The 24413-nt window shown below is 68.4% G+C and carries 22 protein-coding genes and 1 pseudogene; 20 read left to right on the top strand and 3 right to left on the bottom strand.

What is annotated here, in order from left to right; translation table 11 throughout:
* Positions 1-3: 3 nt before the first annotated feature.
* Genes fliH through fliF form a run of 3 tightly spaced genes read right to left on the bottom strand, consistent with a single transcriptional unit; the run spans position 4 to position 3509 of the window.
* A complete protein-coding gene (gene fliH, locus SK095_RS05575) occupies positions 4-747 on the bottom strand; it encodes a flagellar assembly protein FliH (RefSeq protein WP_136491497.1) in 744 nt (247 codons plus the stop codon).
* Positions 740-1735, bottom strand: coding sequence for a flagellar motor switch protein FliG (gene fliG / locus SK095_RS05570; RefSeq protein WP_136491498.1), 996 nt, complete (start codon positions 1733-1735; stop codon positions 740-742). The genes fliH and fliG overlap by 8 nt, the downstream gene beginning before the upstream one ends.
* Positions 1728-3509 carry a flagellar basal-body MS-ring/collar protein FliF gene (gene fliF, locus SK095_RS05565; protein ID WP_320548171.1) on the bottom strand — a complete coding sequence of 594 codons (1782 nt, stop codon included), beginning with the start codon at positions 3507-3509 and terminating at the stop codon, positions 1728-1730. The genes fliG and fliF overlap by 8 nt, the downstream gene beginning before the upstream one ends.
* A 239-nt stretch (positions 3510-3748) precedes the next feature.
* On the opposite strand from fliF, the gene fliE reads away from it, so the two are divergent.
* The 20 genes and pseudogenes from fliE (at position 3749) to SK095_RS05470 (ending at position 24360) form a co-directional block, all read left to right on the top strand.
* Positions 3749-4078 carry a flagellar hook-basal body complex protein FliE gene (fliE, locus tag SK095_RS05560; RefSeq protein WP_136491500.1) on the top strand — a complete coding sequence of 110 codons (330 nt, stop codon included), beginning with the start codon at positions 3749-3751 and terminating at the stop codon, positions 4076-4078.
* 218 nt (positions 4079-4296) lie between these two features.
* Entirely contained in the window at positions 4297-5643 is a 1347-nt protein-coding gene (gene fliD / locus SK095_RS05555) for a flagellar filament capping protein FliD (protein WP_136491501.1), read from the top strand.
* Positions 5644-5676: 33 nt separating this feature from the next.
* Positions 5677-6081, top strand: a complete 405-nt coding sequence (gene fliS, locus SK095_RS05550) for a flagellar export chaperone FliS (protein ID WP_236574804.1) — start codon at positions 5677-5679, stop codon at positions 6079-6081.
* A 2-nt stretch (positions 6082-6083) separates the two neighbouring features.
* Positions 6084-6443, top strand: coding sequence for a flagellar protein FliT (locus SK095_RS05545; protein WP_136491502.1), 360 nt, complete (start codon positions 6084-6086; stop codon positions 6441-6443).
* 65 nt (positions 6444-6508) lie between these two features.
* Positions 6509-7552 carry a flagellar hook-length control protein FliK gene (locus tag SK095_RS05540; protein ID WP_320548170.1) on the top strand — a complete coding sequence of 348 codons (1044 nt, stop codon included), beginning with the start codon at positions 6509-6511 and terminating at the stop codon, positions 7550-7552.
* Complete coding sequence (locus SK095_RS05535; RefSeq protein WP_136491707.1) at positions 7542-7820, top strand: EscU/YscU/HrcU family type III secretion system export apparatus switch protein; 279 nt, start codon at positions 7542-7544, stop codon at positions 7818-7820. Before SK095_RS05540 ends, SK095_RS05535 begins: the two co-directional genes overlap by 11 nt.
* A gap of 378 nt (positions 7821-8198) precedes the next feature.
* The gene (flhD, locus tag SK095_RS05530; protein ID WP_136491706.1) at positions 8199-8522 is read left to right on the top strand and encodes a flagellar transcriptional regulator FlhD; all 324 of its coding nucleotides are present in this window, start codon (positions 8199-8201) and stop codon (positions 8520-8522) included.
* Positions 8523-8533: 11 nt separating this feature from the next.
* A complete protein-coding gene (gene flhC, locus SK095_RS05525) occupies positions 8534-9133 on the top strand; it encodes a flagellar transcriptional regulator FlhC (protein WP_136491705.1) in 600 nt (199 codons plus the stop codon).
* A gap of 165 nt (positions 9134-9298) precedes the next feature.
* Complete coding sequence (gene motA / locus SK095_RS05520) at positions 9299-10180, top strand: flagellar motor stator protein MotA (protein ID WP_136491704.1); 882 nt, start codon at positions 9299-9301, stop codon at positions 10178-10180.
* The gene (gene motB, locus SK095_RS05515) at positions 10177-11076 is read left to right on the top strand and encodes a flagellar motor protein MotB (protein ID WP_320548169.1); all 900 of its coding nucleotides are present in this window, start codon (positions 10177-10179) and stop codon (positions 11074-11076) included. Before motA ends, motB begins: the two co-directional genes overlap by 4 nt.
* Positions 11077-11084: 8 nt before the next feature.
* The gene (gene cheA / locus SK095_RS05510; protein ID WP_320548168.1) at positions 11085-13322 is read left to right on the top strand and encodes a chemotaxis protein CheA; all 2238 of its coding nucleotides are present in this window, start codon (positions 11085-11087) and stop codon (positions 13320-13322) included.
* A complete protein-coding gene (locus tag SK095_RS05505) occupies positions 13322-13813 on the top strand; it encodes a chemotaxis protein CheW (protein WP_320548167.1) in 492 nt (163 codons plus the stop codon). Before cheA ends, SK095_RS05505 begins: the two co-directional genes overlap by 1 nt.
* A 117-nt stretch (positions 13814-13930) precedes the next feature.
* Positions 13931-15574: a methyl-accepting chemotaxis protein gene (locus SK095_RS05500; protein ID WP_320548166.1), complete on the top strand. Its 1644-nt coding sequence runs from the start codon at positions 13931-13933 to the stop codon at positions 15572-15574.
* Positions 15575-15647: 73 nt separating this feature from the next.
* Positions 15648-16943, top strand: coding sequence for a methyl-accepting chemotaxis protein (locus tag SK095_RS05495; RefSeq protein ID WP_136491533.1), 1296 nt, complete (start codon positions 15648-15650; stop codon positions 16941-16943).
* Between the two features lie 56 nt (positions 16944-16999).
* Positions 17000-18709, top strand: a complete 1710-nt coding sequence (locus tag SK095_RS05490) for a methyl-accepting chemotaxis protein (protein ID WP_320548165.1) — start codon at positions 17000-17002, stop codon at positions 18707-18709.
* A 150-nt stretch (positions 18710-18859) separates the two neighbouring features.
* Positions 18860-20581, top strand: a complete 1722-nt coding sequence (locus tag SK095_RS05485) for a methyl-accepting chemotaxis protein (protein WP_320548164.1) — start codon at positions 18860-18862, stop codon at positions 20579-20581.
* 32 nt (positions 20582-20613) lie between these two features.
* Complete coding sequence (locus tag SK095_RS05480; protein WP_320548869.1) at positions 20614-21477, top strand: CheR family methyltransferase; 864 nt, start codon at positions 20614-20616, stop codon at positions 21475-21477.
* A gap of 104 nt (positions 21478-21581) precedes the next feature.
* Positions 21582-22640 (top strand): protein-glutamate methylesterase/protein-glutamine glutaminase, encoded by a 1059-nt coding sequence (locus tag SK095_RS05475; RefSeq protein WP_201487575.1) that lies wholly within the window; start codon positions 21582-21584, stop codon positions 22638-22640.
* Positions 22641-22671: 31 nt separating this feature from the next.
* Positions 22672-23142: pseudogene (locus SK095_RS21715) on the top strand (Tar ligand binding domain-containing protein); the annotation flags it as partial.
* A 69-nt stretch (positions 23143-23211) separates the two neighbouring features.
* Entirely contained in the window at positions 23212-24360 is a 1149-nt protein-coding gene (locus tag SK095_RS05470) for a methyl-accepting chemotaxis protein (protein WP_414153883.1), read from the top strand.
* Positions 24361-24413 lie beyond the last annotated feature (53 nt).

Below are 24413 nucleotides of genomic sequence, written 5' to 3'. Positions count from 1 at the left end.
GGCTCAGACTCCCATGTCTGCGACGTGGCTGGCGTCGTCCGCCTGCTGGCGGTGGCGGATCTGCGCCACCAGGGCTTCCCAGCGCCGCTCGCGGGTGGCGTCCAGTTCGCCGCTGCCGGCGCTGGCGCGGCAGCCGCCGCGCGACAGTTCGCTGTCCGGCTGCAGGCGCCAGCCGGCGGCCTCCAGCTCGTCGCCGAGCTGGGCCTTGACCAGCACGAGGTCGGCCGGATGCAGCCACAGGCGCGGCTGGCCGCTCAGTGCCGGTTCGCTGTGCAGCAGTTCGCGGACGATCTCGAGGATCTGTTCGGGGTGCGCCGCCAGGGCCTCGCCGGCCAGTTGGCGGCCAGTGACCAGGGCCAGGTCGACCAGTTGCGCGGCGATCCGTTCGTCGAGCTGGGCGAGGGCGGCGCCGAACTGCGCGGCCAAGCCCTGCAGCGGCTGCAGGGTCTGCTGCAGCTGCTGCTGCAGCTCGGCCTCGCCGGCGCGCCGGCCTTCCTCGAGGCCGGCCGCGTAGCCGGCTTCGCGGCCCTCGGCGAAGCCGTCGCGGTAGCCCTGCTCGCGGGCCTGCTGCTGGGCCTGCTCGCGCAGCGCCTGCAGTTCGGCGTTGCGCCTGAAGGCCGCCTGGCGCAGGGCTTCCTGGCGCTGCGCTTCGCGCTGCTGGCGCGTGGCCTCGCCGGCGCTGCCCAGTTCGTCCATCTGCCAGGGGCGCCACTGCTCCCCGACGTGCGGCGGCCGGCGGTCAGACATAGGAGTCGTCCCCGCCGCCAAGCACGATCTCGCCGCTGTCGGCCAGGCGGCGGACTATCTGCAGGATCGCCTTCTGCTCGGCCTCGACCTGCGATACGCGGATCGGGCCGCGCGCCTCGAGGTCCTCGCGGAACAGTTGGGCGGCGCGCTGCGACATGTTGCGCAGGAACTTGTCGAGCAGCGCAGGCTCGGCGCCCTTGAGCGCCACCACCAGCGAGTTGGTGTCGACTTCCTTGAGGATGAGCTGGATGCCGCGGTCGTCGACGTCCAGCAGGTTCTCGAACAGGAACATCTCGTCGAGGATCTTCTGCGCCAGGTCCTCGTTGTGGGCGCGCAGGGTCTCGATGGCCGACTCCTCCTGGTTGGAGTTGAGCAGGTTGAGGAGTTCCGCCGCGGTGCGCACGCCGCCCATCTTGCTGCGCTTGAGGTTCTGGCCGTCGAGCATGCCGCCGAGCACCTCGGTGAGTTCCTGCAGCGCGGCCGGCTGCACGCCGTTGAAGGTGGCCACGCGCAGGATGATGTCGTTGCGCAGGCGGTCGTCGAACAGCTGCAGGATGTCGGCCGCCTGGCCGCGCTCCAGATGGACGAGGATGGTGGCGATGATCTGCGGGTGTTCGTCGCGGATCAGCTCGGCGACCATGCCCGGTTCCATCAGGTTGAGCTTGTCGATGCCGGAGCTGGTGCCGCTGGCGTCGAGGATGTCCTCGATCAGGGTCTCGGCGCGTTCGCTGCCGAGGGCCTTGGTCAGCACCGCGCGGATGTGGTCGCTGGACAGCAGGTTGATCGCCGCGTACTGCTCGGTCTCGTCGAAGAACCCGTCGAGCACCTGGCGCATCTCCTCGTGGGAGACCTGCTGCAGGCGCGCCATCTCCAGGCTGACCGCCTCGATGTCCTGGGTCGACAGGTACTTGAACACTTCCGCGGCGCTATCCTCGTCCAGGCTGAGGAGGAGGATGGCGCTGCGGCGGACGCCGGTCATCTCAGTCATTCTTCTTCATCCAGCCGCTGACGATCATGGCGATCAGTCGTGGGTCGTCCTGGGCCATCTCGCGCAGGGTGGCCAGGTTGTGTTCGTAGACGGCCGAGCGGCGGCGCTGGCGGCGCTGCAGCTCGCCGGTGGCGGCCGCGGTCGCCTCTACCGGGTCGACCGGCTCGGCGCCGCCGGCGCTGCTGGCCGGGCCGACGTTCGCGGCGTCGACAGTTTCCGCCCCGGTACCACCGGCGGCGGCCGGCGACGGTGCGTGGCGGCGCATCAGCGGGCGCAACAGCAGCAGCCAGAGCAGCAGGGCGGCGATGCCCACCATCAGGTAGCGGGCGATCGAGGTGGCCATCACGAAGAATTCCGGGGTCTGCCACCAGGGGCTGGCGGCAACGCTCGGCGAGGCCTCGGTGAACGGGCTGTTGACCACTTCCAGCTGGTCGCCGCGGTTCTCCGAGTAGCCCATGGCCTGGCGCACCAGGCGGTTGATCTGCTCCAGCTCGGCAGCGCTCAGCGCCTCGCGGGTCGGGTTGCCGTCGGCGTCGACGCCGTTGCGGTAGTTGAGCACCACGGCCGCGGTCATGCGCTTGATGCTGCCGCGGCGCAGCTGGACGTGCTCGACGCTGCGGTCGACCTCGTAGTTGGTCAGGCTGTCGCGCTGCGCCGAGCCCTGGGTGCTCCTGGCTGCGGCGGTCGCCGGATCGGCCGCTGGCGCTGCGTTCTGGGCGGGCTGGCCCCTGGTCTGTCCCTGCGGCGGGGCGGGCGGGGTCGGTGCCGATGGTGCAGGGGGCGTGTTGGACAGGGCGCCCGGCACGCCGCGAGCAGGCGCGGTGTCGCCGCTGAGGCTCTCGCTGGACTGCTGGCTGCGGATCGCCGCCTCGCCGGGATTCTGGTTGGGGGTGAAGCGCTCGGCGGTCTGCTCGCGATTGGCGAAGTCGATCTCCACTGCGACCTGGGCGCGCACGTTCTCGGCGCCGAGCAGCGGGCTGAGGATGCGCTCGATGCGGCGCTGGTAGGAGCTTTCCACCTCGTCGATGTAGCTCAGCTGGCTGCCGTCGAGATCGCGCCCCTCGCCGCCGGGTACCGACAGCAGGCGGCCGTTCTGGTCGACCACGGTGACCGCCTCGGCGGTCAGCTCCGGCACGCTGGAGCTGACCATGTGCACGATGGCGTCGACCTGGCCTTCGCCGAGGCTGCGCCCCGGGTGCAGGGTCAGCACCACCGAGGCGCTGGCCGGCTGGCGGTCGCGGACGAAGATCGACTGCTTGGCCATGGCCAGGTGCACGCGCGCCTTGGCCACCGGGCCGAGCGATTCGATCGAGCGGGCCAGTTCGCCCTCCAGGCCGCGCTGGAAGTTGAGGTGCTCGGCGAACTGGCTGACGCCGAAGGCCTGCTTGTCCATCAGCTCGAAGCCGACGTTGCCGGCCTGCGGCAGGCCCTGCTCGGCCAGTTGCAGGCGCAGCGCGTGCATCTGCTCGGCCGGCACCAGCAGGGTGCTGCCGCCTTCGCTCAGGCGATAGGGCACGCCGCGCTTGTCCAGTTCGGCGATGATGCGTCCGCCGTCGGCTTCGCTGAAGTTGGAGAAGAGCACCCGGTAGTCCGGCGCCTGGGCCCACAGCAGCAGGGCGACCAGCACCGCGATGGACGCGGCGCCGGCGATCAGTACGGGCAGCAGCGGGGTGCTGCGCACCCTGGCCAGCAGGCGCTCTAGCCCGCTGCCTGTGTTGCTGCTGGCGGCGGCGCTGCCGGGGATGCCGGCGGCGGCTGGCGTGGCGTTGCTCATGCGCAGTTCCGGGGGCCGGTCAGGATTGTTTCGAAGGGCATTGCGGGTTCCGCTTGCAGGGTCGGTCGCGAGGCTCCGCCGGGCGCGGGCGGAGCTGTGATGGCGTCATTATGCGTCTGGACCGCCATGCTAAAGGCCTGAAAAGCCACGGCTTTTGCTGTCAATTGGGGGCATGGGCGGCGGTCGCTGCCCGGTAGGCTTGCCAGCATCCCCAATCCCTGCCTGTCCGGAATGTGTCGATGAGTGCTCCAGCCATCCAGTCTGCCCTGCAACAGCTCCATACCCTGGCCGCCCAGGCGGCGGGGCAGTCCGCCCAGGGCGCGACGGCCGCCCAGGCGGTCGGCCAGGGCGGCTTCGCTGCCGAGCTGCGCGCCTCGATCCAGCGCATCAACGAGCTGCAGCAGACTGCCAGCAGCAAGGCGATGGCGCTGCAGTCCGGCGCTCCCGGCGTGGAGCTGAGCGACGTCATGGTCGACATGCAGAAGGCCAGCATCGCCATGCAGATGGGCGTGCAGGTGCGCAACCGGCTGATCACCGCCTACAAGGACGTGATGAACATGCAGGTCTGATCCGGCAGCTACGCCCGGTCGGGCGCGACCCGGTCAGGCGCGACCCGGTCAGGCGCGACCCGGTCGCCGGCGAGGCTCCCGCGATTCTGCCTAAAGTCTCCCGGCGGCCAGCCGATAAGGTTTTCAACGGCGCCTTGCCATCTCGCTGCAGGGCCTAACTGATAAGGACGCGCGCCAGGCCCGGTTGCCGGGTGCGCCTGGTTTGCAAGGGGAATTCCATGGCCTCCATTTCCTCGCTGGGCGTCGGTTCCGGTCTCGATCTCAGCGGTCTGCTCGACCAGCTGGACAGCGCCGAGCGCCTGAAGCTGCAGCCGGTCACCAAGCAGAAGAAGGCCCAGCAGGCCAAGCTGTCAGCCTACGGCCGGCTGGAAAGCGCGCTGACCAAGGTGCAGGACGCCGCCAAGAAGCTCGGCGACAGCAAGACCTTCCAGGCGGTCACCAGCAGCATCACCGGCACCGGCGTGACTGCCGCGGCCAAGAGCGATGCGGTGGCGGGACGTTACGAGGTCGCGGTCACCAATCTGGCCCAGGCGCAGAGCCTGGCGAGCGTCGGCCTGGCCGACCGCACGACCGATCTGGGGGCCGGCACCCTGACGATCACCCAGGGTAGTGGCGCGACGCAGAAGACCCTGACGGTGACCCTGGATGCCAATGCCAGCTCGCTGGAGGACTTGCGCGACGCCATCAACAAGCAGAATGGCGGGGTCAGCGCCAGCATCGTCAATGACGGCAGCGCCACTCCCCATCGCCTGGTGCTGACCGCCAAGGACACCGGTACCGACGCGCGGATGACCGTCACCGGCGATTATGGCGGCGTGCTGAATCTTTCCGAAAAGGTGGAGGCGCGCAATGCCGCGCTGAAGGTCAACGGCATCGACATCGCCAGCCAGTCCAACATGGTCGAGGGCGCGGTGCAGGGTGTCAGCCTGTCGCTCAGCGAGGCGGGTGGCAGTCATGTGCTGACTGTCGCGCGCGACAGCGCGGCAATCAAGTCGGCGGTCACCGGTTTCGTCGATGCATGGAATTCGCTGCAGGGTACCGTTTCCAGCCTGACCGCCTACAACGCGGATACCCAGGTGGCCGGCGACCTGCTCGGCGACGCCACCCTGCGTGGCGTGCATAGCCAGTTGCGCAACGTGCTCACTGCCAGTCTCGGCGAGGGCGCGCTGACCCGGCTGGCCGATGTCGGCATCGAGCTGGAGCTCAAGGGCACCCTGAAGCTCGACGGCAGCAAGCTCGACGGCCTGATCTCCGGCGACCTGATGTCGGTCAGCGGCTTCTTCGCCGGTGTCGGCACCGCCGATGGTCTGGCCGACAAGCTGAGCAGCACGCTGGAGACGGTCCTCAAGGACGGCGGTGCCCTCGATACGGTCAGCAAGGGCGTCGAGGGGCGGATCAAGTCGCTCGACGAGCGCTACGCGCGGATGGAGGAAAGCATCAGCGCCACCGTCGAGCGCTACCGCAAGCAGTTCACCCAGCTGGATCTGATGCTGTCGGAGATGAATGCCACGACCAGCTACCTGACCCAGCAGTTCGATGCGCTGAACGCCCAGCTCAACGGCTGATAACCACTCACTCGCAGAGAGAGAACCAAGAAGATGGTCACCAGTACCATGCGCGGCGCGGCTGCCTATGCCCGGGTGGGTGTGGAGAGCAGCGTGATGGCCGCGACCCCCCATCGGCTGATCGTCATGCTGTTCGACGGTGCCCAGGCCTCGATCCGCGCGGCGCGCCTGCACATGCAGAACGGTGCCGTCGCCGAGAAGGGCAAGGCGATTTCCAAGGCCATCGACATCGTCAATCTCGGCCTGATCGCTGCTCTCGACCCGCAGCAGGGCGGGGAACTGGCGCAGCGCCTCGAACAGCTCTATGACTATGTAGTGCGCCTGCTGCTGCAGGCCAATCTGCACAACGACGAGCAGTGCCTCGACGAGGCCGAGCGCCTGCTCGAGGACATCGGCTCGGCCTGGCGCGAAATCGGGCCGCAAGTGGACGGTTACTGAGCATGGCCAGTCAATCGCAGGTCATCGACTCCTACCAGCATCTGCTCCGCCAGTCGCAGCGGATGCTCGAGTTCGCCCGCCAGGGCGACTGGTCGAGCCTGGTGCTCGAGAAGTCGCGCTATCTGGTCGAGCTGGAGAACGTCACCCAGTGCGAGCGGCGCCTCGGTGTCGAGGGCGGCGACCGGGCGCGGCGCGCCTGCCTGCTCGAGCAGATCCTCGAGCTGGAGGCGGAGATCCGTTCCTGCCTGCTGGCGCGTCGCGACGAGCTGGGGCGGCTGATCGGCGTGTCGCGGCGCCAGCTCGAGCTGGGGCGCGCCTATCGCTCCGACGTGCCCGTCGGCCCGGACGGGGGCGGCATGTGAGCGGGATCACGCCGCTTCTGGACACCTTGCTGCATCAGGTGCTGGGGCGGCGTGTGGATATTCCCTTGCCCAGGGATCTGAATGCGGCGGTTGCGGCCGCCGCACCGGCGCAGGGCGCGCGGCCTCTGCACAGCGATTCGCGTCTGGATCCGCGCGAATCGGCGCCGGTGGCGCAGGCCGCGGCCGCGGTGCGCAGCCAGGCGGCGCATGCCTCGACAGCGCGCCAGCCGGGTGCCGCCGAGGTCGCGCCGCCCGCCCAGCCGCAGCCCTCGACCACCACCTCGTTCAGCGCCGCGGCGCGGCTGATCGGCGACCTGCTGCAGCGTTTTCCGGCACCGCCGGCGGTCATCGCGCCCGCCGGCCCGCTGCTGGCCGCGGCGCCGGCCGGGTCGCAGCCCGCCGCGCTGGTCGCCGGGCAGTTGCAGCAGAGCATCCAGTCCAGCGGGCTGTTCTACGAGGCGCATGTGGCGCGCTGGTCGCGCGGCGAGCTGCCGCTCGAGGCGTTGCGCCAGGAGCCGCAGATGCGGGTGGTCCCGGTGTCTGCTTCGCCGGCTGCGGTGCAGGCGGCGCCATTGGCGCAGGAGTCGCCCGGCGAGCCGGTGCCTGCGGCGTCCGCCGAGCGTCTGTCGTCGGTCGAGCCGGGATCGCCCGCTGCAGATGAAAGGCTGGCGAACGCCAGGCATGACGGCGGGGATGCCGGCGAGGCGCAGCTGCCGCTGCTGCGCCAGCAGCTGGAGATGCTGGCGCAGCCGCAGGTGCGCTGGGAGGGCAATGTCTGGGCTGGCGTATTCATGGCGCTGAGCATCCAGCCGCCGCCGGCGGAGGCGCAGGCGGAGAGTGGCGGCGAAGGCGAGGGTGAAACTTCAGCCGGGCAGGGCGCATGGCAGGTGCGCCTGGCCCTGCGCCTGGAAGGGCATGGCGAGCTGGAGGTGGCGATCAGCCTGCAGGGCGAGCGGCTGGCGCTGACCCTGCAGACCGAGTCGGCCAGCCTGCGCGGCTATTTCGCGCAGACTCGCGGAGTGCTGGAGGAGCGCCTGGCCGGCCATGGTTTCAGCGAGGTGCGCTTGCACCTGATCGAGCGTGAGGCGGAGGTGGGCGATGGCGGATGAGCGTTCCCATGTGCGGCGGCGCCAGGCGCTGGCGCTGGCCTACCGTGACGGCGAGGAGGCGCCGCGGCTGGTGGCCAAGGGCTATGGCGAGGTGGCCGAGCGGATCATCGCCGAGGCGCGCCGGCATGGCGTGCCGATCCACGATTCGCCCGAGCTGGTCGGCCTGCTGATGCAGGTGGACCTCGATGCGCGGATTCCGCCGCAGCTGTATCAGGTGGTCGGTGAGCTGCTGGCCTGGGCGGGCGGGCTGCAGGCGCTGCAAGAATAGCGCCATATCGTTGATTCAGGTCAAGGGTGTGTGGGGTCGGCGCCGGCCTTTAACAACTGTATAGGTTTTATGCAAGTGTTTTTTTGGCGCCAATTTGCCATTTTTGGGGCGTTTTGCCCGATCTTGTGAGAAGTGCTCTCAGTCGTAGTCCTCATGTTTCCTTTAGTGGTGCTATCAGGTTCACATTTTTGCGTGGTAGCATGCCGGCGTCGGCGGAACTTGGGCGTCAGGCAAGTGTCGCCGATCCTTCATCCATGCACAGCCGGAGTCCAATGCCAAGAGTGGCGCCAAAAGCGCTGTCACGGTTGTGTACAACTATTAGCTTGAGTCGCTAGGCGGCGTGCAGCCTTGATGACGTATGAAATTCAAGGGATTTCCATGAGTGTCGATAGCCTGCTGGATGATATCCAGGAGCTGAATCTTTCCTATCTGTTGCTGGCGCAGAAGCTGCTGCGGGAGGATCCGGTCACGGCGCAGTTTCGTCTTAAGCTCAGCCCCCAGACTGCCGAACTGATCGGCGGACTTTCGGCCAAGCAGCTCATGCAGCTGTCCCGCACCCGTCAGCTGCTGTGCCGCATGGTGCTGGACGATGCCGACCAGTTGGCGCAGTTGACCCAGAGCCAGCGCGAGCAGGATCTGGGGCGGATTCATGCCGCCCTGCTGATGGCTTCGGTGGCGCCAGCGGTTGCATCTGCAGGCTGAGTGAGTCCGTCATGAGCGAAAAGAGTCTGCTCAACGAGATGCAGCAGGTGCAGCTGGCGATCGATCTGATCGAGCTGGGGGCACGGCTGCAGGTGCTCGAAACGGAGACGGACCTCAGCCGTGGGCGGCTGATTCGCCTGTACAAGGAAGTGCGCGGCGTTTCGCCGCCGAAAGGCATGTTGCCGTTCTCTACCGACTGGTTCGTGACCTGGTTGCCGAACATCCATTCCTCGCTGTTCTACAACATCTACGAGAGCCTGGTGCTCAGCCATGGCTGCGAGCGCATGGAGGCCTTCGTCAAGGCCTATCGCCTGTATCTCGAGCATGTCGAGCTGGCCGAGGACAGCGAGGTGGTGCTCGGGCTGACCCGGGCCTGGACCCTCGTGCGTTTCTTCGAAAGCGAGATGCTCGAACTGGTGCGCTGTACCAGTTGCAGCGGTCGCTTCGTGGCCCATGCCCATGCGCCCAAGCGTGGTTATGTCTGCGGGATCTGCCAGCCTCCTTCGCGCGCCGGCAAGACGCGCAAGCACCGCGAGGCCAGTCTGGAAGCCTCCGCCAATGCCGGTGACGCCGGCTTCGGCGATGCGCCGCTGGCGGTCGCCGGCGGCTGATGCCCTCTCCGGGGCGCCCGTTCGTGGCGCCCCGGCTGGTCTGCCCATCCTCGCGTTGTCGTACCTGCGCCGTTCGGCGCTCCGCGCATTGCCGCCCTCAAGTTTCGCCCGCGACTGCCGATAGCACTCAGGTCATCTCCTGATCTGACCCAAGGAAGTGTTGTCGTGCTGATCGTGATCGGATTCGCCGTGGTACTCATCTCCGTGTTCGGTGGCTATGTGTTGTCAGGCGGCAGTCTCGGCCCGCTGTATCAGCCCACCGAAGTGCTGATCATCTGCGGCGCGGCGCTGGGCGCCTTCCTCGCTGCCAACCACGGCAAGGCGATCAAGAGCACCTTCAAGGCCGCCTCCACCCTCAAGCGCAGCCTCAAGTACGACAAGGCGATGTACATGGAGGTGCTGGCCCTGCAGTACAAGCTGCTGGCCAAGGCCCGCCGCGACGGCATGCTGTCGATTGAGCGCGACATCGACAGTCCGGCCGAAAGTGCGCTGTTCGCCGAGCATCCGCAGCTGCTCGAGGACACCATGATCATGCACTTCCTCACCGACTACCTGCGCCTGATGGTCAGCGGCAACATGAGCGCCCACGAGATCGACGAGCTGATGCTCCACGAGATCGAGTCGTTCGAGCACGAGGCGCACCTGCCGGCCGACGCGCTGACCAAGGTCAGCGACGGCCTGCCGGCCTTCGGCATCGTCGCCGCGGTGATGGGTGTGGTGAAGACCCTGAGTTCCGCCGCCGGCGCGCCGCCGGACGAGATGGGCATGATGATCGCCCACGCCCTGGTCGGCACCTTCCTCGGCATCCTGCTGGCCTACGGCTTCGTCGCCCCGCTGGCCAGCCGCATCGGCCGCCAGGTGTCCGAGGCGGTGAAGATGCTGCAGTGCCTGCGCGTGACCCTGCTGGCCAGCATCAACGGCTACCCGCCGCAGATCGCCGTGGAGTTCGGCCGCAAGGCGCTGGATACCGTCGAGCGGCCGACCGCCGCCGAGCTGGAGGAGCACGTGCGCAACCACAAGCCGGCGGCCGCGGCAGGTAGCGCATGAGCGACCACGACCGCCCGATCATCATCGTCCGCCGCAAGAAGGTCAGCCATGGCCATCACGGCGGCGCCTGGAAGATCGCCTTCGCCGACTTCATGACCGCCATGATGGCGTTCTTCCTGGTCATGTGGATCCTCGCCTCTTCGGATGAGAAGACCCGCCAGGCGGTCGCCGAGTACTTCAGCACGCCGCTGCTGGTGGCCATGGCCGGCGGCGACAAGCCCACCGCCAGCGACAGCGCGATTCCCGGCGGCGGCCCCGACCCGACCCATGCCGAAGGCGAGCAGATGCGTATCGACCTGCGCGAGAGGACGCGCAGCAGCGATGAGCAGGCGCGCCTGCAGGACCTCAAGCAGCGCATCGAGAAGGTGATCGAGAGCGATGCGGCGCTGCGCGAGCTGCGCGAGCAGATCCGCCTCGAGCTGACTCCCGAGGGGCTGCGCATCCAGCTGGTGGATACCGAGTCGCGACCGATGTTCGAGGTCGGCAGCGCGCGGGTCGCCCCCTACCTGCGCAGCCTGCTGCGGACCATCGCGCCGATGCTCAACGAGCTGCCCAACAGCATCCAGATCACCGGCCATACCGACAGCCGGCCCTATCCGGGCGGCGAGGCCGGCTACGGCAACTGGGAGCTGTCCAGCGAGCGGGCCAACGCCTCGCGGCGCGAGCTGGTGGCTGGCGGCCTGGCCCTCGACAAGCTGCTGCGGGTGGCCGGCATGGCCGACCGCGTGCCCTTCGCCGGTGCTGCCCCGCAGGATCCGATGAACCGGCGCATCGCGGTGATCGTCCTCGACTCGCGCACCGCCGCGGCGATCCTGGAGCAGAGTTCCTTTACCCCGGAAACCGTGCCGACGCCTGATGTCGCGCCCGCTTCCGGCACCACCCCCACGCCCGAGTGAGAGCCTGCATGGATATCACCGAATTCTACGCCACCTTCTTCGAAGAGGCCGCGGAGCTGCTGGACGACATGGAGCGCCATCTGCTGGAGCTGGATATCGACGATCCGGACCCCGAGCAGCTCAACGCCATCTTCCGCGCGGCGCACTCGATCAAGGGCGGCGCCGGCACCTTCGGCTTCGATGTGCTGCAGAAGACCACCCACATCTTCGAAAACCTGCTCGACCACCTGCGCCGCGGCGAGCTGAAGCTGCGCCGCGACATCGTCGACCTGTTCCTGGAAACCAAGGACATGCTGCACGACCAGCTGGACGCCTACCGACACAACGCCGAGCCGGATGCCGAGGCCTTCGCGCGCATCTGCCAGACCCTGCAGCAGCTGGCGCTCGAGGAGATCGGCCACGCCCCGGCCGCTGCCGCGGCCATCCCAGCGTCTGCCCCAGCGCCTGCTCCGGCGCCGGTGATCGAGCCGGAGCCGGTCGCGCCGGTCGTCGCGCCCCAGGCCGACGCCGCGGAGGGCGGTCAGGCGCGTCTGTGCGTGGCGCTGCTGGGCGTCAAGGACAAGGATCGCCAACTGCTGGTCGACGAGCTCAAGCAGTTCGGCACCATCGTCTGCCAGGGGGGCGACCAGCAGCGCTACGAGGTGGAGCTGCTGTCCGAGGAGGATCCCGGCGACATCGAGGCGGTGATGTGCTTCATCGTCGAGCCCGAGCAACTGGAGATCTGCGTGCTCGGCATCGGTGATGAGCCGGCGTCCAGTGCCGGGCTGGAGCCGATCGCCCAACTGGTGGCGGCCTTCGCGCCCGAGGCCGCTGTCGCGGCGGCAGCCCGGACGCCCGAGCCTGCACCCGTCGCCGTCAAGACCCCGGCGCCGGCAGCTCCGGCGGCACCTGCACCTGCTCCTGCACCGGCCGTGCAACCGCCCGCGGCGGTCGCCCCGCAGCCCGCGGCGCCTGCCGCCGCGCCTGCCGCCGCGCCGGCCAGTCCCGCTCCGGCCGCCGCTGCGCGCCCGGCGGCCCCGGCCAGCGCCGAATCCAGCAGCCTGCGGGTGCCGGTGGACAAGGTCGACCAGATCATCAACCTGGTCGGCGAGCTGGTGATCACCCAGTCGATGCTCGAGCAGACCGCCGGCCAGCTCGACGGCGCCCTGCACAGCGAGCTGCTCAACGGCATGGGCCTGCTCAAGCGCAATGCGCGCGACCTGCAGGAAGCGGTGATGTCGATCCGCATGGTGCCGATGGACTACGTGTTCAGCCGCTTCCCGCGCCAGGTGCGCGACCTGGCCGCCAAGCTGGGCAAGGAGATCGAGCTGGTCACCGAGGGCAAGTCCACCGAGCTGGACAAGAGCCTGGTCGAGCGCATCATCGATCCGCTCACCCACCTGGTGCGCAACAGCCTCGACCATGGCATCGAGTCGCCGGACCAGCGCGAGGCTGCCGGCAAGTCGCGCACCGGCCGGCTGACCCTGTCCGCCCGCCATCAGGGCGGCAACATCCTCATCGAGGTGCGCGACGACGGCGCCGGCCTCAACCGCGACAAACTGCTGGCCAAGGCGCGCAGCCAGGGCCTGGCGGTGAACGACGGCATGCCCGACGACGAAGTCTGGCAACTGATCTTCGCTCCCGGCTTCTCCACGGCCGAACAGGTCAGCGACGTGTCGGGGCGCGGGGTGGGCATGGACGTCGTGCGCCGCAACATCCAGTCGATGGGCGGCCATGTGCAGATCCTCTCGCGCGCCGGGCAGGGCACCACCATCCGCATCGTCCTGCCGCTGACCCTGGCGATCCTCGACGGCATGTCGGTGCGTGTGGGCAAGGAGGTCTTCATCCTGCCGCTCAGCGCAGTGCTCGAATCGCTGCAGCCGCGCGCCGAGGACCTCTACTCGATGGCCGGCACCGACCTGCTGCTCAAGGTGCGCGACGAGTATCTGCCGGTTGTGGCGTTGCATCAGGTCATGGATGTTGCCGATGCGCGTACCGCACCGACCGAGTCGATCACCGTGATCGTGCAGGGCGAGGGCCGCCGTTATGCCCTGCAGGTGGACGATTTGATCGGCCAGCAGCAGGTGGTGGTGAAGAACCTGGAAACCAACTACCGCCGGGTGCCGGGGATTTCCGCCGCCACCATCCTCGGCGATGGCAGTGTCGCGCTGATCCTCGATGTCGGCGACCTGCAGCGCCTCAACCGTAGCCAATCCGCCCTGCGCGACCCGCGCAGCACCGCAGCTCCCCTCCAGGAGGTTATCTGATGTCCTTCCAAACGACCGACAACGCCGCCGCAGAGGCGCGTCCGCGCGAGTTCCTGGTGTTCTCCCTGGGCAACGAGGAGTACGCCATCGACATCCTCAAGGCCCAGGAGATCCGCGGCTACGAGAACGTCACCCGGATCGCCAGCGCGCCGCCGTTCATCAAGGGTGTCACCAACCTGCGCGGGGTGATCGTGCCGATCGTCGACCTGCGCATCAAGTTCAACCTCGACCGCGTCGAGTACGACAGCCAGACCGTGGTGATCGTGGTGAACGTCTCCGGCCGGGTGGTCGGCGTGGTGGTCGACGGCGTTTCCGACGTGCTGAGCCTGACTCCCGAACAGATCAAGCCGGCACCGGAGTTCGGCCTGTCGCTGTCCTCCGACTACCTCAGCGGGCTGGCCAGCCTGGAGGACCGCATGCTGGTGCTGGTCGACATCGACCGCATGCTGACCAGCGAGGAAATGGCGCTGGTGGAGAAGACCGCGGTCTGAGCGGCCGGCTCGAAAGTTCTTCCCCGGATTGCCGATAGACAGAAAGGCCGCAAGAGCCGCGCGAGACCGGTCAATCGGCAAGCCATAAGTTAAAAGAAAAGACCTCGGGGGTATGGGATGCGCAATCTGACTACGAGCCAGAAGCTGTGGGGCACACTGATCGCCGCCTGGCTGGCCATGCTGGTGCTGATGTTCTGGAGTGCCTGGGTAACGCGCAGCGTGATGTTCGACGAGCGCAAGGCCAAGGTGGAGAGCCAGGTGGAAATCGCCCGCTCGGTGATCAGCGACGTGGCCGCGCAGGTCCAGCGCGGCGGCATGAGCCTGGACGCGGGCCAGCTGTATGCGAGCGAGCTGATCAAGAGCATGCGCTACGATGACGGGCGCGGCTATTTCTTCATCTTCGACGACAGCATGGTCGTCGCCCACCCGACCATCCCGGCCAGCACCTCGGTCGAGGACTTCAAGGATGCCGATGGCCGCCACCTGTTCGCCGAAATGGCCCAGGCGGTGAAGCAGTCCGGCGAGTCCGCCTTCATCGACTACCGCTGGAAGCACGCCAGCAGCGAGGAGCTGGAGAACAAGCGCTCCTACGTGCGCAGCTTCGAGCCCTGGGGCTGGTACATCGGTACCGGCACCTACATCGCCGACATCAACGACATGTTCATACAGAAGCTGATCCAGTCAGCCCTTGGCCTGCTGCTGGTCGGCATCCCGCTGTCGCTGCTGATGGGCTGGGTGATCCGTGACCTGCTGCAGCGTCTGGGGGGTGATCCGCGTTATGCCGTGGTGGTGGCCCGGCAGATCGCCGAAGGCGACCTCAGCCAGGCGCCGCAGCTGCGCGCCGGCGATAGCCAGAGCCTGCTGGCGGACATGAACCGCATGCGCGAGTCGCTCAGCCGCACCATCGGCGACATCAGCCACAGCGCCCACGAGGTTCAGGAGGAGGCCGAGGCGATCAGCTACGGCAACGCCGAACTGGCGGCGCGTACCGAGCAGCAGGCCGCCGCCCTGGCGGAAACCGCCTCGACCATGGAGCAGCTCACCTCCACCGTGCGGCAGAACGCCGAGAACGCCGACCAGGCGCGGCGTCTGGCGGCCAACTGCGCCGACAACGCGCACAAGGGCGGCAGCGCCATGGAGCAGGTGGTCGACGCCATGAGCGCGATCCAGGCCAGCGCCAGCCAGATGTCCAGCATCGTCGACACCATCGACGCGATCGCCTTCCAGACCAACATCCTCGCCCTCAATGCCTCGGTGGAAGCGGCGCGCGCCGGCGAGCAGGGCCGCGGCTTCGCCGTGGTGGCCGGCGAGGTGCGCAAGCTGGCCAGTCGCTCGGCCGAGGCGGCCCACGAGATCAAGGGGCTGATCGACAGCGCCGGGGGCCAGGTGCGCACCGGCAACGAGCGGGTACGCCAGACCGGCGAGGTCATCCGCAACATGGTCGCCGACATCGGCCGGCTGAACATCCTGATCAGCGAGATTTCCTCGGCCTCTGCGGAGCAGAGCAGTGGCATCGAGCAGGTCAACGTGGCGGTGGCGCAGATGGACCAGATGACCCAGCGCAACGCCGGCATGGTGCAGGACAGTGCGCTGGCCGCGCAGCGCCTGAGCAAGCAGAGCGCGCGGCTGAGCGAGCATGTGGTGCGCTTCGTCATCGGCGGTGGCGACGCCGCATCGCGCTCGCGGGTGAACGAGTCTGCCGCTGGCGAGCCGTTCGAGCTGCAGCCGGCAACGGCGCGCGGCGAAACCGCCTGGGCCTGAAGCATCGAGAGCGCGGCCCGTCGCCGGTGGCGGGTCGCTGCACAAGGAGAGCAAGGTGAAGCTACTGAACAACATGACCGTGCGGTTGAGCTGGAACCTGGTCCTGGGCCTGTTCGCCACGCTGGTCTGCGCCCTCAGCGCGCTCGGCTGGTACAGCCTGGGATTCGCCGAACAGAGCATCGCCGCCGTGCCGCAGGCCGGCGCGCAGCAGCAGGCCTTCGCCGAGTTCGCCGGCGCCGTCCGCTGGCTGATCGTCCTGGTCCTGCTGCTCTCGGTGGCCAGCATCTTCGCCGTGGTGTGGGGCGTCGGCCGCAACGTGATCCGCCCGCTGCAGCGGGTGGTCGGCCACTGCGAGCAGATCGCCGCCGGCAATCTGGCCGAGCCGATCGAGGCGGGCAGCAGCAACGAGATCGGCCAGCTGTTCGCCTCGCTGGCGCATATCCAGCAGCGTCTGACCGCCACCGTGGGCACCGTGCGCCACAGCAGCCAGCTGATCCACGAGGGCGCCCAGGACATCGCCGAGGGCAACCGCAACCTGTCCTCGCGGACCATCGATCAGGCCGCCTCGCTGGAGAATACCGCCTCCAGCATGGAGCAACTGACCGCCACCGTCGGCCAGAACGCCGACAACGCGCGCCAGGCCAGCCAGCTGGCGGCCACCGCCGCGCAGGCCGCGCAGCGCGGCGGCGAGGTGGTCGAGGAGGTGGTCAGCACCATGGGGCAGATCAGCAGCAGCTCGCACCGGGTCGCCGAGATCATCAAGCTGATCGACTCGATCGCCTTCCAGACCAACATCCTCGCGCTGAACGCCTCGGTGGAAGCGGCGCGCGCCGGCGAGCAGGGCCGCGGCTTCGCCGTGGTGGCCGGCGAGGTGCGCAGCCTGGCCAGCCGCAGCGCCGACGCGGCCAAGGACATCCGCACCCTGATCGGCGAGTCGGTGGCGCGGGTCGAGACCGGCAGCAACCTGGTCAGCCAGGCCGGCAACGCCATGCAGGAGATCGTCGAGGCGGTGCAGAAGGTCGCCGACATCATGGACGAGATCGCCGCCGCCTCCGCCGAGCAGAGCAACGGCATCGGCCTGGTCAACCAGGCGGTGACCCAGATGGACCAGGTGACCCAGCAGAACGCCGGCCTGGTGCAGGACTCGGCGCGTGCCGCCAGCGATCTGGTCGGCGAAGCCCAGCGCCTGCGCGAGGCGGTGGAGGTGTTCCGCATCGTCGAGACGCAGGCGTCGTCGCGCCCGCCGGCCCGGTCGTGGGCCCGGCAGCAGTACGAGAGCGCCGAGCGCGAGGTGGCTGAACTGGCCCGCACCGCTGACAGCCGTCCCGCGGCCAGGTCGGCGGACGAGGACGACTGGCAGACCTTCTGAACCGCCGCAGAGCGGTCGCAACGCCCCGAAGCCACTCACATCCATGGAGAGTCAGCATGCGCAACAACCAGCCGGTCACCCAGCGCGAATTCGAGTTGGCGGATGACACCTTCCTGATCTCGCGTACCGACCTCAAGGGGCGGATCACCTATGCCAACCCGACCTTCATCCGGGTCAGCGGCTATAGCTGGGAGGAGCTCAACGGCGCCGATCACAACCTGGTGCGCCATCCGGACATGCCACCGGCGGCCTTCGCCAACCTGTGGACGACCATCCAGGAAGGGCATTCCTGGAACGGCCTGGTGAAGAACCGTCGCAAGAACGGCGACCACTACTGGGTGCGCGCCAACGTCACGCCGACCGTCGAGGACGGCCGGGTGGTGGGCTACACCTCGATCCGCCGCAAGGCGAGCCGCGAGGAGGTCGACTCGGTCGTCGACGCCTACCGGCAGATCCGCGACGGCGGCGGCCGCCAGTTCATGCTCGATCGCGGCCGCCTGCTGCGCCGTGGCCCGGCCGGCTGGCTGGCACGTCTGCAGCCGTCCTCGCTGCGTTTCCGGCTGTGGCTGATCCGCCTGATCGCGGTGCTGATGGTGATCGGCAACAGCGTCTCCGGGGTGACCAAGTTCCTCGACGGCGCGGCGGGACCGGAGATGCTTGCCGAGGGTGTGATGGCGCTGCTCGGGGTGCTGCTGCTGACCATGACCCTGAGTACCGGGCGGGCGCTGCTGCGTGGCCTGGAGTTCGCCTCCGACTACATGGCGCAACTGGCCGCCGGCAACCTCGAGGTGCGCCTGCGCAGCAGCCGGCTCGACGAGCTGGCCCAGCTGATGCGCTTCCAGGACGCCCTGCGCAAGAGCATGCGCGGCATCTCGCTCGACGTCAGCGGCAGCGTCAATGCCTTGTCGACTGCGGTCGAACAGATCGCCGGTGGCAACGAGGAGCTGTCCGCGCGCACCGAGCAGCAGGCCGCCTCGCTGCAGCAGACCGCGGCGAGCATGGAGGAGCTGACCGCCACCGTGCAGCAGAACGCCGGCAACGCCCGTCACGCCAGCCAGTTGGCCAGCGACGCCGCCACCACCGTGCGCGAGAGCGGCGAGGTGATGGGCCAGGTGGTCGGCACCATGGGGCAGATCACCAGCACTTCGCGGAAGATGACCGAGATCATCAACGTGATCGACTCGATCGCCTTCCAGACCAACATCCTCGCGCTGAACGCCTCGGTGGAAGCGGCGCGCGCCGGCGAGCAGGGCCGCGGCTTCGCCGTGGTGGCCAGCGAGGTACGCAACCTGGCCAGCCGCTCGGCGGAGGCCTCGCGGGAGATCCGCGGGCTGATCGTCAGCTCCTCGCAGCAGATCGACGAGGGCGCCCAGTTGGTACAGCGCGCCGAGCAGAGCATCGAGGGGGTGGTGGATGCGGTGACCAAGGTCAACGACATCATGGGCGAGATCGCCGCCGCTTCGGCCGAGCAGAGCAGCGGCATCGGCCTGGTCAACCAGGCGGTGGCGCAGATGGACGACGTCACCCAGCGCAACGCCGGCCTGGTGCAGCGCGCCGCGCAGGCCGCGGTCGAGCTGGAGGTGCACCTGACCGACGCCCTGCGCACCATCGGCGTGTTCCGCCTGGATGGCCAGTCGCCTGCCGCGCCGCGCCAGCCTGCCAGCGGAGCGCGCCGGCCTGTGACCCCGGTCGCTGCCCCGGCGGCCAGCAGCCAGCCGGCGCGGCGCAAGAGCGCCGAGCCGGTCGAGGAGTGGAGCGAATTCTGAAGGGTTCGACCGACACACGGAGGTTGTCGCATGGAACGTCTGCTGACGCGATTTACCGCAGAGCGCTGTGGCCTTTCGCCACCGCGCCCTGCCTGCCAATGAATACGCCGGCCCCGTGCCGGCCTGCCACAGCCGTGGAGCAAGTCTGTTATGCGTAACAACCAGCCGGTCACCCAGCGCGAGTACGAGCTGCGGGATGAGCACTTCCTGATTTCCCGTACCGATCTGCAGGGCCGGATCACCTATGCCAACCCGAGCTTCATCGAGGTCAGCGGCTATTCCTGGGAGGAGCTGCACGGCGCCAACCACAACCTGGTACGTCACCCGGACATGCCGCCGGAGGCCTTCGCCAACCTGTGGTCGACCATCCAGGAAGGGCACTCCTGGAACGGTCTGGTGAAGAACCGCCGCAAGAACGGCGACCACTACTGGGTACGCGCCAACGTCACGCCGACCGTCGAGGACGGCCGGGTGGTGGGCTACACCTCGGTGCGCTCGAAGCCGAGTCCCGGCGAGGTTGATGCGGCGGGCCAGGCCTACCGGCAGATCCGCGAAGGGCGCGGCAGGCATCTGCGCCTCGACCGCGGGCGCCTGGTGCATCGCGGGCCGCGCGGCTGGCTGGTGCACCTGCGCCAGCCGTCCCTGCGCGCCCGCCTGTGGAGCATCATGGCCGCCGCCCTGGTGCTGGTGGTCGACAGCGGCTTCGACCTGGTGCAGGCGCTGATCAGTGGCGCGGGGGCTGCCGATCTGGCCGAGGAGGCGGGCATGGCGCTGGTCGGCCTGTTCCTGCTCGTCCGCATGGTGCGCACCGGTCGCACGGTGCACCGAGCCCTGCAGGGCTCGGTCGACTACATGGCGCAGCTGGCCGCCGGCAATCTCGAGGCGCGCCTGGGCGACTGCCAGATCGCCGAGATGGCCGAGCTGATCCGCTTCCAGGGCGCGGTGCGCAACAGCGTGGCCCGCATTGCCCGCGACGTGAACCGCAGCGTCGATTCGCTGGCCGAGGCGGTGGACGACATCGCCCATGGCAACGAGGAGCTGTCCTCGCGCACCGAGCAGCAGGCCGCCTCGCTGCAGCAGACCGCGGCGAGCATGGAGGAGCTGACCGCCACCGTGCAGCAGAACGCCGGCAACGCCCGCCACGCCAGCCAGCTGGCCAGCGACGCCGCCGCCACGGTGCGCGACAGCGGCGAGGTGATGGGCCAGGTGGTCGGCACCATGGACCAGATCACCGCCACCTCGCGCAAGATGACCGAGATCATCAACGTCATCGACTCGATCGCCTTCCAGACCAACATCCTCGCGCTGAACGCCTCGGTGGAGGCGGCGCGCGCCGGCGAGCAGGGCCGCGGCTTCGCCGTGGTGGCCAGCGAAGTGCGCAACCTGGCCAGCCGCTCGGCCGATGCCTCCAAGGAGATCCGCGGGCTGATCGTCAGCTCCTCGCAGCAGATCGACGCGGGTGCCCAGCTGGTGCAGCGCGCCGAGCAGAGCATCGAGGGGGTGGTGGATGCGGTGACCAAGGTCAACGACATCATGGGCGAGATCGCCGCCGCCTCCGACGAGCAGAGCAGCGGCATCGCCCAGGTCAACCAGGCGGTGGCGCAGATGGATGACGTGACCCAGCGCAACGCCGGCCTGGTGCAGACAGCGGCGCAGGCGTCGGTCGAACTCAAGAGCCATCTCGAGGACGCCCTGCGCACCATGGGCGTGTTCCGCCTGCGCGAGCGCCAGGAGCGTGCGGCGGGAGGCGCTCCGCGCCGTCCGGCGCCGAAGGCCTCGCCTGCCGCCGCGGCGGTCCAGCCCGGTGCGCCGGCAGCCACGCCGCCAGCGCGCCGCGAGGCGCCTGCGGTCGAGGAATGGAGCGAATTTTGATTACCAGCAGGAAATAGCTCTTGAGCAGTCCTATGAATGTCGAAGTGCCCGCCGTCAGCGGTTTTGGCCGCGATCTGGTCATGACCGATGCGGATTTCCGCCGCATCAGCCAGCTGATCTACGATCGCGCCGGCATCGTGCTGGCCGACAACAAGCGCGAGATGGTCTACAGCCGCCTGGCCAAGCGCCTGCGCCTGCACGGCATGAGCCATTTCGGCGAATACCTCGATCGCCTCGCGCGCCAGCCGGGCGCGCGGGAGTGGGAGGCCTTCACCAATGCGCTGACCACCAACCTGACGGCATTCTTCCGCGAGGCGCACCACTTCCCGCTGCTGGCCGCCCATGTGGCCGGGCGCCGGGAGCCGGTGCGCATCTGGTGCGCGGCGGCCTCCACCGGCGAGGAGCCGTATTCGATCGCCATGACCCTGATCGAGGCGCTCGGACCGCAGATGGCCAGCCAGTCACGGGTGATCGCCACCGACATCGATACCGAAGCCCTGGCCAAGGCGCGTACCGGTGTCTATCCGCTCAAGCAGGTGCTGGAGATGGGCGAGGAGCGGGCGCACCGCTTCTTCCTGCGTGGCAGCGGCGAGCGCATCGGCCTGGCGCGGGTGCGCCAGGAGCTGATGAACATGGTCGAGTTCAGCCAGCTCAACCTGCATGACGCGCAGTGGAAGATCGGCGGGCCGTTCGATGCGATCTTCTGCCGCAACATCATGATCTACTTCGACAAGACCAGTCAGGCCAAGATCCTCAAGCACTTCGTGCCTTACCTGAAGCCGGATGGCCTGCTGATCACCGGCCATTCGGAAAACTTCTCCTACATCAGCGACGACTTCGTGCTGCGCGGGCAGACGGTTTACACCCTGCGTGACGCCGCCGGGCCTAAAGGCTGAGCGGCATCTGCCGATAAGCTCTGATAATGAGCGTGAACCCCCCGGGTCCGTCCTTGCTGCGGGCAGGCCCGGGCGAAAAATCGCGACACGCGAAGGAGAGCAGTTTGAGTGTCCCCAAGATCAAGGTTCTGTGTGTCGATGACTCGGCGCTGATACGTGACCTGCTGCGCGAGATCATCAACTCGCAGCCGGACATGGAAGTGGTGGCGGTGGCCGCCGATCCGCTGGTGGCGCGTGACCTGATCAAGCAACACAACCCCGACGTGCTGACCCTGGACGTGGAAATGCCGCGCATGGACGGTCTGGACTTCCTCGACCGCCTGATGCGTCTGCGGCCGATGCCGGTGCTGATGGTGTCCTCGCTGACCCAGGCCGGTTCCGAGGTGACCCTGCGTGCCCTCGAACTGGGGGCGCTGGACTTCATTGCCAAGCCGCAGATGGGCATCCGCCACGGCATGCTCGAATACAGCGAGCTGATCGCCGACAAGATCCGCGCCGCCGCCCGTTCGCGGCCGCGCCAGACCGCGTCCGGCGCCCCGCGCCCGGCGGTGCTCAAGGCCCCGCTGATCTCCAGCGAGAAGCTGGTGATCATCGGCGCCTCCACCGGCGGCACCGAGGCGATCCGCGCGGTGCTCGAACCGCTGCCGGCCAACAGCCCGGCGATCCTGATCGCCCAGCACATGCCCGGTGGCTTCACCAAATCGTTCGCCGAGCGCCTCAACCGCCTGTGCAGCATCGTGGTCAAGGAGGCCGAGGACGGCGAGCGCATCCTGCCCGGGCATGCCTACATCGCCCCCGGTACCGCGCACCTCAAGCTGGTGCGCAGCGGCGCCAACTACGTCGCCCGCCTCGATGACGGCCTGCCGGTGAACCGTCACCGTCCCTCGGTGGACGTGCTGTTCCGCTCCGCGGCGGAAAGTGCCGGGCGCAACGCCATCGGCGTGCTGCTCACCGGCATGGGCCGTGATGGTGCGCGTGGCCTGCTGGAGATGCGCCAGGCCGGGGCCTTCACCTTCGCCCAGGACGAGGCCAGTTGCGTGGTGTTCGGCATGCCGCGCGAGGGCATCGCCCTGGGCGGTGCCTGCGAGGTGGTTTCGCTCGATCACATGGCCGAGCGGATTCTCAGTCAGGTCGCTGCTTCCGGGCGGGCGCAGCGCGTTTGACGCATTTTTATAATAATAAGGTGCATCTGCCATGGGGAAATTGATCGGTCGCCTGAGTATCAAGAGCGCTCTCACCGCCACACTGGTGCTCTTCGCCGTACTTCTGTTCGTAATGGGCGCGCTGGGCTACCTCGGGGGTGAGAAAGGGCTGAGCTCCGTGCTGGAGATCGATCGGGTGGCGGTGCGTCAGGTCGACCTGGTCAACCAAGCGAATATCGAGCGCCTGAAGATAATCGTCAACGCCGATGCCTACCGCGAGGCCCTGCGGGGCAATCGCTTCACCAGCGAAGGCGATAAGGGCGTCAAGCTGCAGTCCATGCGTGTCAGTTCGGGCAGTGCGCGTGAAATGTACGAGGCTTACCGCGAGGTGCCCGAGGGGATGCCGGAGAAGCCGCTGGTCGACGCGCTGGCAGCCGCTTTCACGCCGTTGCTGGATGTCCTCGATCAGCAGATCCAGGCGCTCGAGGCTGGCGATCTCGACGCCTATGCCAAGCTCGGCGAGCAGCAGCTGCCCTTGGTCAGCGCGTACGAAGATGCCTTGCGGCTCTATCTCAACCACAGTGCCGAGAAGATGGACCGCCTGCTCGCGGACTACCAGAGCATGCACCGGTTGTTCAGCATGATCGCGCTGGCCCTGCTCGGCGTCGCCCTGGCAACCCTGGCCGCCGTGCGCTTCGGTCTGCAGCGGGTGATCGTCCAGCCGCTGGCCGAGGCCGTAGACCATCTGCAGCGTCTGGCCAAGGCGGACCTGTCGCGGCCGATCAAGGTCACCTCGACGAACGAGGTGGGTCAGCTGCTGGCCGCCATGCGCGAGATGCAGGACAGCCTGTCGCGGATCGTCGCCAGCGTGCGCGACGGCAGCGGCTCCATCCTGGTCGGTGCCCAGCAGATCGCCGGCGGCAACGCCGACCTGTCCTCGCGCACCGAGCAGCAGGCCGCTTCGCTGGAGGAAACCGCCGCGAGCATGGAGCAGCTGACCGCCACGGTGAAGCAGAACGCCGACAATGCCCGTCAAGCCAGCAGCCTGGCCAGCGATGCCTCGAGTGCCGCCGGCGAGGGGCGCGAAGTGGTCGGCCGGGTGGTCTCGACCATGCAGGAAATCAACGAAAGCTCGCGGCAGATCTCCAACATCATCGGCGTGATCGACTCCATCGCCTTCCAGACCAACATCCTCGCACTGAACGCCTCGGTGGAGGCGGCGCGCGCCGGCGAGCAGGGCCGCGGCTTTGCCGTGGTGGCCGGCGAGGTGCGCAACCTGGCGGGGCGCTGCGCCGACGCCGCGCGCGAGATCAAGGCGCTCATCGAAGACTCCTCGCGCCGCGTGCGCGACGGTTCGGTGCTGGTCGACCAGGCTGGCAAGACCATCGGCGATGTGGTCAATGCGGTACGCCGCGTCACCGACATCATCGACGAGATTTCCGCTGCCTCCCAGGAGCAGAGCTCGGGCATTGCCCAGATCAACACCGCCATCTCGCAGATGGACGAGGTGACCCAGCAGAACGCCGCGCTGGTGCAGGAGGCGTCCGCCGCCTCCGAGTCGCTGGCGGACCAGGCGCACGCGCTGGAGCGCGCGGTGGAAGTGTTCCGCCTGTCGGGCGAGCAGGCTCGCCAGACGGCCGCGCCGCGCGACCTGCCAGGCCGGCAGGCGGCTCCGGTCGCGACCGAGCCCGCGAGCAAGCGCGCCGTCGCTGGTACCGAGGAGCAATGGGAGTCGTTCTGAGACGGGATGCCGGCTACCCGGTCGACAACCAGGGCGTCAGGTGCCCGCAGTGG

It is taken from the genome of Pseudomonas sp. AN-1, assembly GCF_034057115.1.
In the GTDB taxonomy this organism is placed as follows: domain Bacteria; phylum Pseudomonadota; class Gammaproteobacteria; order Pseudomonadales; family Pseudomonadaceae; genus Geopseudomonas.
This window is presented reverse-complemented; position numbering and strand designations above follow the sequence as displayed.

What these genes read in the sequence shown, in the direction of transcription:
- SK095_RS05495 (WP_136491533.1), top strand. Translation starts at nt 15,648, where the DNA reads ATGACCGTGCGGTTGAGCTGGAACCTGGTCCTGGGCCTGTTCGCCACG.
- SK095_RS05490 (WP_320548165.1), top strand. Translation starts at nt 17,000, where the DNA reads ATGCGCAACAACCAGCCGGTCACCCAGCGCGAATTCGAGTTGGCGGAT.
- SK095_RS05485 (WP_320548164.1), top strand. Translation starts at nt 18,860, where the DNA reads ATGCGTAACAACCAGCCGGTCACCCAGCGCGAGTACGAGCTGCGGGAT.
- flhC (WP_136491705.1), top strand. Translation starts at nt 8,534, where the DNA reads ATGAGCGAAAAGAGTCTGCTCAACGAGATGCAGCAGGTGCAGCTGGCG.
- cheA (WP_320548168.1), top strand. Translation starts at nt 11,085, where the DNA reads ATGGATATCACCGAATTCTACGCCACCTTCTTCGAAGAGGCCGCGGAG.
- motB (WP_320548169.1), top strand. Translation starts at nt 10,177, where the DNA reads ATGAGCGACCACGACCGCCCGATCATCATCGTCCGCCGCAAGAAGGTC.
- fliG (WP_136491498.1), bottom strand. Translation starts at nt 1,735, where the DNA reads ATGACTGAGATGACCGGCGTCCGCCGCAGCGCCATCCTCCTCCTCAGC.
- SK095_RS05545 (WP_136491502.1), top strand. Translation starts at nt 6,084, where the DNA reads ATGGCCAGTCAATCGCAGGTCATCGACTCCTACCAGCATCTGCTCCGC.
- SK095_RS05480 (WP_320548869.1), top strand. Translation starts at nt 20,614, where the DNA reads ATGAATGTCGAAGTGCCCGCCGTCAGCGGTTTTGGCCGCGATCTGGTC.
- fliH (WP_136491497.1), bottom strand. Translation starts at nt 747, where the DNA reads ATGTCTGACCGCCGGCCGCCGCACGTCGGGGAGCAGTGGCGCCCCTGG.
- fliD (WP_136491501.1), top strand. Translation starts at nt 4,297, where the DNA reads ATGGCCTCCATTTCCTCGCTGGGCGTCGGTTCCGGTCTCGATCTCAGC.
- fliS (WP_236574804.1), top strand. Translation starts at nt 5,677, where the DNA reads ATGGTCACCAGTACCATGCGCGGCGCGGCTGCCTATGCCCGGGTGGGT.
- fliE (WP_136491500.1), top strand. Translation starts at nt 3,749, where the DNA reads ATGAGTGCTCCAGCCATCCAGTCTGCCCTGCAACAGCTCCATACCCTG.
- SK095_RS05535 (WP_136491707.1), top strand. Translation starts at nt 7,542, where the DNA reads ATGGCGGATGAGCGTTCCCATGTGCGGCGGCGCCAGGCGCTGGCGCTG.
- SK095_RS05470 (WP_414153883.1), top strand. Translation starts at nt 23,212, where the DNA reads ATGGACCGCCTGCTCGCGGACTACCAGAGCATGCACCGGTTGTTCAGC.
- flhD (WP_136491706.1), top strand. Translation starts at nt 8,199, where the DNA reads ATGAGTGTCGATAGCCTGCTGGATGATATCCAGGAGCTGAATCTTTCC.
- SK095_RS05500 (WP_320548166.1), top strand. Translation starts at nt 13,931, where the DNA reads ATGCGCAATCTGACTACGAGCCAGAAGCTGTGGGGCACACTGATCGCC.
- SK095_RS05505 (WP_320548167.1), top strand. Translation starts at nt 13,322, where the DNA reads ATGTCCTTCCAAACGACCGACAACGCCGCCGCAGAGGCGCGTCCGCGC.
- fliF (WP_320548171.1), bottom strand. Translation starts at nt 3,509, where the DNA reads ATGAGCAACGCCACGCCAGCCGCCGCCGGCATCCCCGGCAGCGCCGCC.